Raw genomic sequence first — 13,746 nt, forward strand, 5'->3', positions numbered from 1 at the left:
TCCTTGTGTGAATGGTGTTGTGGTGACTTCATTCTACACGAATCCGGCCATGGCCCTTTTTTATTTATTTCCAATAGGTGTCGCACTTCATATTACAATCCATCGTCAAGAATGGATACCGATTAGAGTTGAAGGAGATGGAAGAAGTGATACTGATTTTTGCATAATTGGAGCATATAATACTTGGCTTCTTAACTAAGGCTATATAGAAACAGTCCACTCAATAATATATAGTTAAGATAAGTTGACGCCAATTGATGTTAGCTTCAACTACTTATTCAAAGGAGATATGATGTATAGAAAACTAATAATTTTTGCTTGTCTGATAGAAGTGTCTTTTTTAATTTTTTTACAATATCGTTACAATAATGTTTTGGATGTGATTGCTTTTATTGGATTGTTAGTTTTTTTCATGGTGTTGAGTTATTTCTTAAAAGTTAAACTAAGCAAAAGACGTAAAGAAATAGCACTTTTTTCACAAACACTCTCTTTGATATTCATTCCAATTTATGTAATTGCAACACTTCCTCAATACACGTATGAAAGTGCGGTAGATAAGGTTACTCAGAATTTAGAAGAGCCTTATGTGGTTAATAAGCAGAAGAATACGTTAATAAAAAATGAATCTAATGAAATAAAAAAAGGTTATATGTTTTCTGTGGAAAAAAATTCAAAAGTAAATTCATACGTTTTTGATCCGTGGACTGGTATCTATCATGAAGTACGAGATTGAGGTAAGACTGGCTACTCGGTTAAATTGTAATAATGAGACTTACTTTAAGAATCGGTTCGCCGATTCTTTTTTTCTTGTACGTTACGCTTCATATCATGCATACCTGCGAATACAAGACCTAGAACACCCCGAAAATCTTCCCGCAGACCAAGGCTCCGAAGGAGCCGCTGCTTAAATATTATGTTAGGTGATGTCGAATTAATCTTCATTGCTCTCACTTTCGAATTTCTTTTCCTGATTCTGCTTAAATGTCCTTCCAATAATATCTATCCACTCCACAGGGCCTGCTGCTTGACGCCCCAGTACTACAGCAGTCGCTGCACTAATACTTGAAAAAATCGCATTCTCATTAAATATATAGAATTCTCCGCTATCGATTAAAACTCCGGTTTCTATCAACTTATTTCGCTGCTTGATCCATCCTTCAGAGATTGAACTTGATGTTTGTTTACAGCTTTGAGATCCAGACAGAACTACATATCCTTTTTCAGTTTCAATTAATTTAGCAGAAGCTTTTTTGCTTTTCAGCGTATATACAATGTCGCTATTAACTGGTAGCGGCGCAACCACAGTCTCATTTGATTGTTTGAGAATAGAGGGAACCAAGAACATAAAATTAACTACTGGAAAAATCAACTTCATCTGTTCTAAAAAGTACTCCATGTCCGAAATATCAGCTTCAGGGAGAGTCGTTAGTTCCGGCTGATTCGAATTATCAATTTCGGCTGTTTTCGCATCTTTAGATAAAGAGATAATTCGAGATTCTTAATACTTTATATGAGACTTAGTAAGCATTTCGTCTTTGCTTATAAAAGCTACAATTTCAATAAAGTCCAGGTCTATTAAACTCAGAGCGCTCTATAATTTGGGGCAGAGAAGAGCGTTGTGAATATACAGCCTTTCCTGACCAATTACCGATTTCAATTGTTCTGGGCCCTGTTTCTGAGCCATCTACAAGAAATATAGTTAGTTTCTTTCCCACTTTTGTTTCTCCTTTAATTTGATTTCTTATAACGTAAATGTAGTCACGAACCCGAGAAGCTAAAGGCGCGTCAGCGCCGGGTCGAAGACTTAGCCTCGCAGGAGTTGATCGCCTGATTCCGCATCCTAACTTCTTACCTTTATTCCCTTCATCTATTTCGACCACTATATCATTCGTTATTGGTTTTATATTCATTTTGCAATGTTATTTTAATTTTTTTCGCATAACCAGTTTAGGTCCAATTTCATAATACGCAGAGAATCCTAATTTTTCATATACTTTGGCAGGTCCCATATAATCATATTCTGTATTTATAAATTCTCTATTAGGATACGCTTCTACAAAATCAAAACCCTCTTGTACCGCATCATCGCAAACGCTTTTCAAGAGTAATTTTGCAATGCCATTCCTTCTCATTTCAGGAGCAATTGCCAAACAGAACACAGCTTTAACTTTTATATCTGGAGAAGATTCCTTCTTATTAGCTGTACTCATATACATTTTTCCACATTGGCATTCAAGGCAATCTGCTTTTGTGTTAGCATTGCACCATCCAACAACCTTGTTATTATAATAAGCAAGATATCCTTGAATATTATTCTCGTTGACATAGGTAATTGCTATATTCCTTCTTTTATCCGCAGTAGAAAAGTCTTGACCTTCATAGGCAACATTGCACCAACACACACAGTAACATCTATCCTCCTCTTTATTAGTAAAGTGAGGTATCGTATCGAAAAAATGTAAATAGTCATCTAATAATTCAGGTGATAATTTTTTAATCTCAATATCCATTTTTTCATCTCCTCAAGTATAAATAATCTCCGGCAAAAAGCATTCATCTGAATCTAATTCTACAATTCCTTCAACATTACCTCTGCCTATTTAGACACGAATACAATCTAAAAGTTTATGACGCATATAAAATGAAGTTTTATCGCATACACCTACTGTGGCGGCACTTTTTCTTATGCTCTAACCCGAAATCATACATTGAGCATATGAGAATCACCTTTAATATTTAGTTTGCATTACTTTCGCCTAACGTTCTTGTGTTCACGAACCCGAGAGGCTTAAAGGAGCCAAATCGATTGGGTCCGACGGACTTAGCCTCGCACGGTTGTCTGCTGAAATTGCTTTCCCGATTACTCCTCTGTCAGACCGAGGGCGTCAGCCAGATGTGTGAAAACGTTGTTAGATGAGGTTATCTTGAGCTACTCACAAAATCCCTCATGCCCTCTCTTAGCATGCTAACCCCTTCTTCTACACTCTTCATATTCTCATCGTCATTCATATTATTCCTTGCATGTAATAACGCCGGTCTTAATGATTCTACTGAATTTCCAAATTGGTACATCCATTCATATCTAGGAACCATCCATAAATGAAAGTGATGTGTTGTATCTTCATTATAAAAATAATAGACCTTATCAATTCCCAATCGTTTTCTTTGTTCACTTCTGAGCTTATGGATTAACGAAATAAATTCTAATCGCTCTTCCTCTGTTAATTCATCCATGCAGTAAAAATGCCTCTTTGAAGCTAATATAACTAACCCTTTAATTGGGTAAGCAATATCTTGATGGACATGAAAGTTGCTTGATTCAAAAATCACTCCACCTGTTGAAGAAATCAAACCACTTGTCAATGCGCAGCTTACACATTCAACTTCTACTGATCTTCCATCAGCCAATGTAATTAGTCTTGGCATTATGCACCTCATAGTTTTTGATTTTGATAAGAACTTGCATCGTAATTTCATCTAACGTTACTGTATCCACGACGCCCCACCGACTTAAGCCACGTTAGGGGCGACCGCGATGCGGTTAGTCGGTGCGGATGTGTCGGCCTGATTCCACTTCCCTGCCAATTCCCTCCGGGCTGACCGAGGGAGCGTCAGGACCCAAAGCTTGGCCATAATGTTATCTGACGTAAACCTCTACTGTGAATTAGCTATAATCTTCTTTGCTAAGTTAAACTCATTACGGCATTCATAGTAATAACTTTTGAGTTTATATCCCCCAGCTTTAAATACAGGCTTATGTTGATACCACACTACAATTAGCGTTCCTTCAAAAAGGATTCTACGAAGGATATAAACTATTCTGTTAAAGAGAACGTTTCTATTTTGAGCAAATTTATGAAGTGTTTCGGATTGAAACTGAACATGTTTCTCCTCATCACTTAAAATCTGATTACATCTTCTAAATACATTGTCCACCCAATGTCTACGAAGGAGTGGGATTCCCTGTACCTTCATAAATCTGCCTAGATCTCTAGCGTGCCTCTGTTCTTCTTTAATGAATTCTATAAGCGCTTCATAGTAATCCTGATCTTGTGTCTGATGTACATATTCTTGCGCACGTTTAATTAGATGTTTACCTTCAGAGTTTTCTCCTAATTGAAACTGTTGAATTAACTTAATGATTATTTCTCTTTCATTAGTTGTTAATTTATAGTTGTCATCCCAATGAATATATTTGAGGTTTTGATTATTTCTTCGATAATATTGCACCCATTTCGATAATATTGCACCCATTTCGAGAATGTGATATTCATTATTTGCTCCTGAAATGTAATAGTTTTATGTCAGATAACGTTCATGTGTTTACGAACTTGCGTAGCAAGTTGTCACTGAATCTACTACTCAGCCAAAAGCATCAAAGTGACCAAGGCGTAGCCGCCGCGTGAACACTGTGTTAACTAAAGTTATTGCCATCCTTGATTATGCATCGAAATATTCTTTAGATTCTTATATGTTTTATTTTAGTAATTAAGCGGTCTATTTTCTTTTTTATGGTTCCCCTATTGTCTGGCTCTATCTCGACATTACACTCTCTTGCAATTCGACTAATTATTTCTTCTGGTGTCAAGCTATCCGTATGAATATGTATTTTAAACATATCCTGAGATAAAATAGAAATGCACCTATCAATTTGCTTTGCAGGCCAAGAGTTCTTATTATCACCTCTGCTTTTCAATCGCTTTAATAAAGTTTCACGGTTTGCAATTAAAGTAAAATGATTGACTACAACTCCATTTGATTTTAATTTAGTAATAATTTCATTAAAGTATTGAGGATTAACAATCGTCATAGGTATAATAATAATTCCGGGGAATTCATTGCTTATTGTGTGAAGAATTGAAAAGTTAATCTCTCTCCATATCGCATGATCTTGAAAATCGCCTTTCAATATTCGTTTAGGAACATTCTTTCTAATGAAGAATCCTACATTCTCGGGATCATAAACAAACGAATTTGGAATTCTTCTATTCAATTCGTAAGCTATTGTTGTCTTTCCTGATCCAAATGCCCCATTAATCCAAATGATCAATTGTTTCGCCCCTTTTGTTTTTATTATCATTGCAATAATTTAACCTAACGTTCCTGTATTCACGACCCGACGTATGTCGGGTGTCTGGCGAATGTCGGGCCAAGGACGAATGTCCGCAGCGTCAATATTATGTTAAGTGATGTTCCTCTGAATTACCTATCAAATACGTCTTGAAAATATTTATCCATTAATCCCTTATTCTTAAATCTATCTTTAATATGTTCTTTTGCTCTTAAACAAGCATTTTTATAACCTTCACTTCTCATACTATCCGCAAGAAAAACCATTTCAATTATTGGATCACTTGGTTCCAACTCGTATGCTTTTGAAAGCATGTTTTTCCCTATGCTTTCCCAATGCTCATAGTCTCCAAAATGATGAGGAAACAACGTTATCATATAACCGAAAATCAATAAAAATTGCGTTTCTGTCGAGAAATTATGTATCCCTTCCTCTGTAACTTCGTTTAATGTCAATTCAATCATTTCATAATCGTTTTCATTAAGACCCTGAGTAACAAACGTATTTCCAGATTCGACACTCAAATACCAGGATAAAAAACCTAAATTCAAGCATATACTCAAATCACGCTTCCCTTTGTCCCACTCTCTTTTCGTCGACAGAAAGGCTTCTTGATAATTTTTTGCAGTCTCAAATTCATTTATCTGATCTCCATCAAGCATCATTTACCTTCCTTTCAATTTCGCCTCGGAATTTCTTATAACGTTACTATATTCACGAACCCCGAAGGGGTTGACTGCTGAAATACCTCCTCGAAATCCATCTAGCAGACCAAGACTCCGAAAGGAGTCGCTGCTTGAATATGCTGTTAAGTGATGTTCCAGTCTTCCTCGAATCACCACTCAATCTCTAATGTCTTTTATCTATTATGAACGAAGTAATTTAAGTCTCTTTAAATCAATATCAAATTCTCCTTCTGTCAGTACATCGAGTCCCAAAAGTCCGTTAATGTTGTGATATTTAAATGAAGTAAAGTCTATGTATACATCCTTTAAAATGAAATCCCCTACCTGTATACCGTCGATTCGCTTACTGAAGGCATGCTCTTTACCTCCGATTCCGTAGCTGGTTATGATTTCATCGTCCATACTCACTAGTATCCCAATCTCATCCACTTCATCTTGTGAAAGCAAGCTATGACTAGCTCCTGTATCGATCACGATGTTCGATATCACTTTCTTCTGCTTATTAAAATGGACTGTTATTTCCGTGAATAACAGCCCATCTCTATATTCAATATTCATTTAAAGACTTCTCCTTAATCCTATATTTTTCCGTACCTTAACAACGATTTGATCTTTGGAAGTATGGTAAACCAGAGTCTTGTCTCTGCTGTTCAATAATTCGCGAGTTGCCTCTTCATCACTGATCGGGCCAATCACGGCCACATCATCAATGATCTCTTGATTGTCTGTTTCTTCAGAATGAAGAACTTCGAATTTTACGAATTGATTCGGAAAAATCTGTTGAACTTCTCGCCATTTCATCATTGTCCCTCCTCTATTTTGATGGTTATATCATACCATTTCTCAAGCCTATAGTTCTCACTGGAATTTCACTTAACGTTCCTGTATTCATGAACCCCGAAGGGGTTGTCTGCTGAAATGCCTCTTCGAAATCCACCTCGCAGACCAAGGCTCCATAAGGAGCCACAGCGTGAATATTATGTTATATGTAGTAGGCCGCTTCTTCGAATACTCCTTCAAATACTTCTTCTTAATTCCTGATTAAATAGTTTTGGCTTATTTGTTTCTATAGCTTTTAATAGTTCTTCTCCAAAAATACAAATTGATTTCTCCCATGGGTGACCTAAATACCCCCATGAAAAATCCTTCTTAATAAAAAAGTAGTAGTCCCCATTGGGATATAAAGGGATAGGCCATTCATTCAGCTCATTCCTGGGGCTATCAAGCCGTGGGTTAAACAAATATGATTCATGTTGCCAATCGAGTACATACAAATATTCATCTTCATCAGAGCACTTAATCATAGCCTTTGTTATACATGTCTCTAAATCACTATATAACTTCTCGAAATTTGGTCCATATAGATGAGCAATATTATAAACAATAAAGGGACTAGGCGGAGTAAAACTTGGCCATTCTTCCTTATAAATACTGGGTTTGAAATTAAAGTTTTTACATACTCTCTCCCATAATTGATAGTTAAGAGAAGAATCGATCTTCATCCAGTTTTTCATAGAATCACCCTCATATATTATTGTTTTCCGGCCTATTGCATATAACATCTAATTTATGCACTTCGTAAATACCACAGATCTTGTCTAATATCCGAACTACGTATATGATAACCTATGCGGTAATATTTGCGAAGAAAAAACTGGTGAAAAAGGGAGAATTATTGGGATGTTCAATCTCCCATATCCATACGATCCAGTGGGCTCTGAATACGCTGAATATTTTTCGTGCTGACATGCGTATAACGCTGTGTTGTTTTTGCACTCGTGTGACCAAGCAGCTCCTGAATGTAGCGCAAGTCTGTTCCGTTTTCCAGTAAATGCGTAGCGAAAGAGTGTCTTAAGGCATGAATACTAACTTTTTTTACAATGCCTCCACGTTGTCTGGCTTCTTCAAAAACCTTCTGCACGCTACGCTCGGTAAGATGCCGATCCGAAGATTGTCCTGGGAACAACCAACGGTTGGGTCTATACGCAGCAATATAATTCTGCACAATTTCCCAAGCAAGACTGGAAAGAAGAGTTCTCCGATCCTTCTGACCTTTGCCCTGCCTTACGATCAGTGTCTGACGCTCAGTATCCAGATCACTATAGCGTAGACGAACGACTTCGCCTACACGCAGCCCAGCCGAATAGGTGAGATACAGAATCGTCTTATGCTTGAGATTAGTTATGGATTTAAGCAATTGAGCAACTTCTTTTTCAGACATGACGTTGGGCAGTTTGGTTTGCTTCTTTGGACAAATATACTGGATCTCTGTCGGGTGATGAAGCACATGTCTGCAATAGAATCGGATCGCACTAATCGTCTGATTCACACTGGAATGGGAAACGCCTCGCTCAAGCAAACTCAAACAATATGTCTGGACATTGGATGTGCTGATGTCTGTATCTACTTGAGGAAGACTAGCCAGAAATCGTTCAATTTGACTACAGTATGCTTTAATGGTTTTGCGACTGTATCCTCTTAATTTTAGCGCTTGCTGTAATTGATCTCTTTTCCATTTGGGATGTTCTCCACTTATCTTCCAATTCCTCAATACGTCACTCTCCACTCACAACTCCGGGCTAATCTGCACATGTACTGCATCAAAAAGGTTCGTAAATTTCTGGATCGTTACAATCGTATTAGGGATGATCCACCGTTTCGCTTCGGATTCCCACCGTCTACTCGTTATCTGTCGAATGCGCTGAATATGTTCGTTGTTATAGGGAATTTGAATTGGACATGTGATTCTATAGAATTTGAAAAAACAAAAAAAGGAAGACCATTCTCATCCCGTACGGGATGAGAATGACCTTCCGATGCTTTCGGAAAAATAAGACGTTGTAAAATGTAAAGCTTAGCGCGGCTTGTGCAATGGAAGCCGCGTAAGGCTGAGGTGCTGCGCCCATTTCGGGCAGCACCTCACGGGGGTTGCACCGCGTCAATGATCGCGGTGCTCTTTCAAAGGCCGCTGCAACCTACATGGCAGCGGCTTCTTCTCCCAGCGGCAGCATGTAATACTGCGCCTGCTGCCCTTCATGCTGCTGGTATACAACGACCAGCAGCGTCCGGCCTTTCGCGGCAAGCGGGCTGGCGCCAGCTAGCACACGCTCAAGCCGGAACGGAAGCACATCCAATACGGTGTGCTTCTGCAGTTCCTTTTCGCCGAGACCGAGGTCGGCGAAAGCACGGGCACCCATGACCGTCTGTGCGGTCATGGCCGAGGTCATCGGCAACGCACGCGAAGCGTTGCCGTCTTCCCCGTCCGCCGCTCCATCCGCGGCGGACCCCGTTGCGTCGCCCGCAGCAAGCGACGCTTCAACCCCGGCTTCGCTGCCAATTACACCCGCCGCATCTGCGGCAGCGTCTTCCCCGGCAGCAGCCGAACTTCCCACAGCGGCACTCGGACCCGTGCCGCTGCTTTCCAGCCATGCCGTGCCTGCGGCGCCGGCAACACGTGGCAGTCGAACGTCTTCCGGACGTTCAGCCAACGTTTTCATGTAACCCGCCCACTGGTCTTTCTGAAGCGGATCTTCCCACCAGATTTTGCGTGGTTTGTATTTGTGACCGAGGAAATAATCCAGCTTCATCAGGCCGAGCACGATATCCATATGCGGCGTGTTGCGCGACTCCAGGAAGCTGTGCAGACGAGTGAACAGATCCTCCAGTTGGTGACCGATCTTCTGCCAACCTTGACCTTCCCAGTAATCCCCGAACGCCTGGAAGAAATCAAATGGCGAGTTGAACTCCTGCTCCATCAGATACTTCAGCGTATGGTCCATCCGGTGAGCGTTCCAGTATTTCTCCAGTACATCCTCCAGCCGCTTTAAGCGTACGATGTCGCTGAACGGCAGCACATCACTGCCCAGAATCTCATACGGCGCGTGATCCATATACGTATAGTTGTACTTTTCCGCATCCAGACGCAGACCCGTACCACGCAGCATTTTGAGGAATCCGAGCTGAAGCTCTTCCGGCCCCAGTGCAAACACATCATTAAATGTCTTGCGGAACGTATTGTAATCTTCCTCCGGCAATCCGGCGATGAGATCCAGATGCTGGTCGATTTTGCCGCTGGCTTTCACCTTGTTCACGGTCCGGCTCAGCTTGGTAAAGTTCTGGCGGCGTTTCACCAATTCATTTGTCGGATCGTTCGTAGACTGAACCCCGATCTCGAACCGGAATGTGCCTGGTGGCGCATTCTCTGCCAGATAGTCCAGTACTTCCGGACGCATGATATCCGCCGTAATTTCAAACTGAAACACCGTCCCCTGATGATTCTCGATCAGGAATTTGAACATTTCGAGCGCATAATCCCGCTTGATGTTGAACGTCCGGTCCACAAACTTGATCAGCTTCGCGCCCTTCTCGATCAGGTACAGAATATCCGACTTCGTCCGCTCAATATCGTAATATCGCACGCCGACCTCTATACTGGACAGACAGAACTGACAACTGAACGGACAGCCCCGACTGGTCTCAAAATAAACAACCCGTTTCCCAAGCTCCGGAATATCCTCTTCAAATCGGTGCGGTGACGGCAGATCGTTCAGATCCGCCTTCGGCCGTCCTGGCATGAGAATGACTTCTTCCCCTTTGCGATACGCCAGTCCATACACGAAGTGGAACTTCTTGCTTCCTTCCAGCTCCATTAAAAGCTGATGCAGCGTCTCTTCCCCTTCACCCATCACGATGAAATCCACATTTGGAATCCGGTTCATCCAATATTCCGTGTCGTAGGACACTTCCGGCCCGCCCAGCAGAATTTTCACGTTCGGCATAACCTTTTTCAGATTATCAATGACCTTGATCGTCTCTTCAGTGTTCCAGATGTAACACGAGAAACCAATTACGTCCGCCCCACGCTGGTACAGATCAGACACAATATTCATCACTGGGTCCTTGATCGTATACTCCGCCAGGTCAATATCAAAATCCTTCTCACTGTACGCCTTCAGACATCGCAAGGCCAAGGAGGTATGGATGTACTTTGCATTTAATGTAGAAAGAATAACCTTCATGGTTCACAACCTTTGCCTGGACACCCAGACCATATTTTTTGTAAAAGGAAAGCTGCACAGCCATCCTGCCCGGATGCTGTTCAAGCAACTCTCAAGGATAGCCATTCCATGCCTCATGGACATATCCATCTTTTGTCTTTTTGAAAAGAGTGGACACTCTTTTCAAAAAGACATATACACCCCGCCAAACCCAAACCACAACATACAGTATAAAATCAGTACATTCAGCCTACATGTTGTACAACATACAGTCAGCCATTTCTAACCCCAATGTCCACCCTTTGAATGACAATTCGCCACCATTTGTCCACTCTACAGAGACACGATAATCAACTTCAAACTCAACTTCAACTTGTAAAAGACCTCATTCGCATTCCATCCACAATTCGATATCCACATTTTACTGCCTTGAGCCTTGAGGCTTTAACCTCGAACCTCTTCCGGACACTTCACCCATATCATGGACGAACCATCGAACTCTTATAGAGCTTGTCTTCAAACTCAGGCAAGAGATACGTCGAAAGGATACCAGGGTCCAACACCTACCCCGCCCGGCAACTGTAGCATTAAACTCAGCCAAAGGATCGATCATTCCTTGCACCGGAGAAAATGGAACTGTCCAACGGATTGTGGAACAAAAGGATTGTACGGAGCAGGAAGATGCTGTGAATCAGAACACAGGCTAGCTAATTCTGGCGAATTTTCCAGACCATTTTCTAAGGAACCGAGGACGACTTATTTGGCCGTCGAGTCCTCCTTTTATTTTGTAAGGAACATCAGACACGTTATTGACCAAAATCACCCGACAAACATGCTGTAAACCGCTGTTTATTCCGATATAGCGAGTTTCAGATTTCTTAGATTGCTGCGGGCGCTTCAAACCCCTGAATAAGACGTCACAGGTTCGTTAACGCTTCCGCTCCATGTTCCGCCCCTGACACTCAATTGTGCTCCTGCTTTCGGCAGGTTTGAAGATACCCTCTAGATACATATCTATCATCTTTTCGAACATTTAGCTTTAAGCACATGAACTTCAAAGTTTGGAAAGTCAAATTTAACAATTCATACTCATTTCATACTCACTCATACTCGTAAAACGCATCATCATCCGTATCCACTTCTTCGCCCGATTGCTTCTGGAAAAACTCCAGGAACGGCAGTCCGTACTTGCGGTACTTGACCTCACCGACCCCTTTGATATCCAGCATGTCACGTTCTGTCTGTGGACATACCACACTCATCTCACGCAGGGTTGCATCATTGAAGATAATGTACGATGGTACATGCTCTTTGGCCGCCAGATCACGCCGAATCAGACGAAGCTGTTCAAATACCGTCTCATTAACCGCAGATGGCATCGCATCGCGTCCGCGGCGTCCACCATAGTTCGTACCCGAAGCTGTTGCCGCTGTCTTACGGACAACACGCTGCATCACTTCACGCTGGCCTTTGAGCACTTCCACCGCCAGTGGCTGCAAACGCACAACCGGATACTGTCCCTCAGACAGCATCAGATATCCTTCGGATACCATCACGTTGATGATCTCCGATATCTCGCGCTCTGTCCGATTGCCCATCACACCATAGGTTGGCAGAGAGTTGAAGCCATAATCGAGCACTTTTTTTGCACGGGAGCCTTTGAGCACTGAAGCGACCAGTGATACACCATACCGTTCACGCATACGGTGAATGCAGCTGAATATTTTCTGCGCATCAATCGTCATGTCTACCAGCTCGCGGTCGTCCGTACAGGAACTGCAAGTACCGCAAGGTGTATCGTCATGCACCTCACCGAAATAATCCAGCTGCGCACTGCGCAGACAACGCGTCGTGTAACAGTAATCCACCATCTGTTGCAGCTTCCTGTAATCGTTCTGTTTGCGGTCACCCTCCATCGGATTCTGTTCAATCAGGAACTTCTGAGTGATAATGTCCTGTGCCCCAAATAGCAGAATACACTGGCTTGGCTCTCCGTCCCGGCCCGCACGTCCGGCTTCCTGTACATATGCCTCCATATTCTTCGGCATGCTGTTATGAATCACGTATCGCACGTTCGATTTATCAATCCCCATCCCGAACGCATTGGTCGCTACCATCACTCGTATATCATCGTACAAAAAGGCTTCCTGGCTCTGGGATCGTTCATCGTCCGTCATGCCGGCATGGTAGCGTCCTGCAGGCAATCCCGCCTGCAACAAACGCTGATGCAGATCGTCCACGTCCTTACGGGTCGCGGCGTATACAATGCCTGGCTCGCTGGCATGCTCGCGCGCATAATTCAGGACAAAATCCTTCTTGCTCTCGCCACGCAGCACGCTAAACGCCAGATTATCTCGCCCAAGTCCGGTCACATACGTCTGCGGGTCCTGCAAACGCAGCAGCCGCAGAATATCGCCCATGACCTCGGGCGTCGCTGTAGCCGTAAAGGCCGCAACCACCGGCCGCTCCGGCAAACTGTCCACAAACGGCGCTACCGCCAGGTAGCTTGTCCGAAAATCATGCCCCCACTGCGACACACAGTGGGCCTCATCCACAGCAACGCAAGAGATCGGCAAATAGCCCATCTCCTCGCGGAACCAATCCAGCTCCAGTCGCTCAGGCGCGACATAGAGCAGCTTCAGCTCACCGCGCTGCGCCGCACGGATGCGATCATTCACTTCTTTGCCGCTAAGTGTACTATTAATATACGCGGCAGCAATTCCGGCGGTCGTCAACGCATCGACCTGGTCCTTCATTAATGAAATTAACGGAGAAACAACAAGCGTCAGTCCTGAATATAACAGAGCGGGGATCTGATAACAGATCGACTTACCGCCCCCGGTTGGCATAATGCCGAGCGTATCTTCGCGCTCCAGCAGGCTGGCTACGATCTTTTTCTGTCCCTCACGGAAGTCGGGGTAGCCATAATATTTTTGCAGGAGACCCTGCGCTTCTTCTAATGTAGGTGTTTGCACACTCATGTAAAGACTCC

13 protein-coding genes and 1 pseudogene are annotated in these 13,746 nt (G+C 42.6%); 1 reads left to right on the plus strand and 13 read right to left on the minus strand.

Translation table 11 applies throughout. The features are described from left to right. The first annotated feature begins 289 nt into the window (after positions 1-289). Complete coding sequence (locus D829_RS0115820) at positions 290-733, plus strand: hypothetical protein (protein ID WP_152417052.1); 444 nt, start codon at positions 290-292, stop codon at positions 731-733. Between the two features lie 198 nt (positions 734-931). On the opposite strand, the gene D829_RS33910 is transcribed toward D829_RS0115820, so the two are convergent. The 13 genes and pseudogenes from D829_RS33910 to recQ all read right to left on the minus strand — a co-directional run bounded on the left by D829_RS33910 (position 932) and on the right by recQ (position 13,735). Further along, entirely contained in the window at positions 932-1,375 is a 444-nt protein-coding gene (locus D829_RS33910; RefSeq protein ID WP_017689890.1) for a DUF4357 domain-containing protein, read from the minus strand. 544 nt (positions 1,376-1,919) lie between these two features. Next, positions 1,920-2,510, minus strand: coding sequence for a GNAT family N-acetyltransferase (locus D829_RS0115830; protein WP_017689891.1), 591 nt, complete (start codon positions 2,508-2,510; stop codon positions 1,920-1,922). 27 nt (positions 2,511-2,537) lie between these two features. Beyond that, positions 2,538-2,717 (minus strand): annotated as a pseudogene (locus D829_RS34055) (IS1595 family transposase); the annotation flags it as partial. Between the two features lie 202 nt (positions 2,718-2,919). Next, entirely contained in the window at positions 2,920-3,426 is a 507-nt protein-coding gene (locus D829_RS0115835) for a diadenosine tetraphosphate hydrolase (protein WP_026081199.1), read from the minus strand. A 228-nt stretch (positions 3,427-3,654) separates the two neighbouring features. Further along, on the minus strand, positions 3,655-4,254 hold the full coding sequence (locus D829_RS0115840) for a hypothetical protein (protein ID WP_017689893.1): 600 nt from the start codon (positions 4,252-4,254) through the stop codon (positions 3,655-3,657). A 205-nt stretch (positions 4,255-4,459) separates the two neighbouring features. Beyond that, the gene (locus D829_RS0115845) at positions 4,460-5,050 is read right to left on the minus strand and encodes an AAA family ATPase (protein WP_026081200.1); all 591 of its coding nucleotides are present in this window, start codon (positions 5,048-5,050) and stop codon (positions 4,460-4,462) included. 152 nt (positions 5,051-5,202) lie between these two features. After that, a complete protein-coding gene (locus D829_RS0115850; RefSeq protein WP_152417053.1) occupies positions 5,203-5,736 on the minus strand; it encodes a hypothetical protein in 534 nt (177 codons plus the stop codon). A gap of 201 nt (positions 5,737-5,937) precedes the next feature. Next, positions 5,938-6,315 carry a retropepsin-like aspartic protease gene (locus D829_RS0115855; protein ID WP_017689896.1) on the minus strand — a complete coding sequence of 126 codons (378 nt, stop codon included), beginning with the start codon at positions 6,313-6,315 and terminating at the stop codon, positions 5,938-5,940. Continuing rightward, positions 6,316-6,558, minus strand: a complete 243-nt coding sequence (locus D829_RS0115860; protein WP_017689897.1) for a hypothetical protein — start codon at positions 6,556-6,558, stop codon at positions 6,316-6,318. Between the two features lie 215 nt (positions 6,559-6,773). Next, on the minus strand, positions 6,774-7,271 hold the full coding sequence (locus D829_RS0115865; RefSeq protein WP_017689898.1) for a DUF2716 domain-containing protein: 498 nt from the start codon (positions 7,269-7,271) through the stop codon (positions 6,774-6,776). Between the two features lie 170 nt (positions 7,272-7,441). Beyond that, positions 7,442-8,308, minus strand: coding sequence for a tyrosine-type recombinase/integrase (locus D829_RS31190; RefSeq protein ID WP_017689899.1), 867 nt, complete (start codon positions 8,306-8,308; stop codon positions 7,442-7,444). A gap of 424 nt (positions 8,309-8,732) precedes the next feature. Next, positions 8,733-10,775, minus strand: coding sequence for a B12-binding domain-containing radical SAM protein (locus D829_RS0115880; RefSeq protein WP_017689901.1), 2,043 nt, complete (start codon positions 10,773-10,775; stop codon positions 8,733-8,735). Between the two features lie 1,079 nt (positions 10,776-11,854). Then, positions 11,855-13,735, minus strand: coding sequence for a DNA helicase RecQ (recQ, locus tag D829_RS0115885; protein WP_017689902.1), 1,881 nt, complete (start codon positions 13,733-13,735; stop codon positions 11,855-11,857). Between the last annotated feature and the right edge of the window lie 11 nt (positions 13,736-13,746).

The organism is Paenibacillus sp. PAMC 26794, assembly GCF_000316035.1.
GTDB lineage: Bacteria > Bacillota > Bacilli > Paenibacillales > Paenibacillaceae > Paenibacillus.

What these genes read in the sequence shown, in the direction of transcription:
- D829_RS0115820 (WP_152417052.1), top strand. Translation starts at nt 290, where the DNA reads ATGATGTATAGAAAACTAATAATTTTTGCTTGTCTGATAGAAGTGTCT.
- D829_RS33910 (WP_017689890.1), bottom strand. Translation starts at nt 1,375, where the DNA reads ATGAAGTTGATTTTTCCAGTAGTTAATTTTATGTTCTTGGTTCCCTCT.
- D829_RS0115830 (WP_017689891.1), bottom strand. Translation starts at nt 2,510, where the DNA reads ATGGATATTGAGATTAAAAAATTATCACCTGAATTATTAGATGACTAT.
- D829_RS0115835 (WP_026081199.1), bottom strand. Translation starts at nt 3,426, where the DNA reads ATGCCAAGACTAATTACATTGGCTGATGGAAGATCAGTAGAAGTTGAA.
- D829_RS0115840 (WP_017689893.1), bottom strand. Translation starts at nt 4,254, where the DNA reads ATGGGTGCAATATTATCGAAATGGGTGCAATATTATCGAAGAAATAAT.
- D829_RS0115850 (WP_152417053.1), bottom strand. Translation starts at nt 5,736, where the DNA reads ATGATGCTTGATGGAGATCAGATAAATGAATTTGAGACTGCAAAAAAT.
- D829_RS0115855 (WP_017689896.1), bottom strand. Translation starts at nt 6,315, where the DNA reads ATGAATATTGAATATAGAGATGGGCTGTTATTCACGGAAATAACAGTC.
- D829_RS0115860 (WP_017689897.1), bottom strand. Translation starts at nt 6,558, where the DNA reads ATGAAATGGCGAGAAGTTCAACAGATTTTTCCGAATCAATTCGTAAAA.
- D829_RS0115865 (WP_017689898.1), bottom strand. Translation starts at nt 7,271, where the DNA reads ATGAAAAACTGGATGAAGATCGATTCTTCTCTTAACTATCAATTATGG.
- D829_RS0115880 (WP_017689901.1), bottom strand. Translation starts at nt 10,775, where the DNA reads ATGAAGGTTATTCTTTCTACATTAAATGCAAAGTACATCCATACCTCC.
- recQ (WP_017689902.1), bottom strand. Translation starts at nt 13,735, where the DNA reads ATGAGTGTGCAAACACCTACATTAGAAGAAGCGCAGGGTCTCCTGCAA.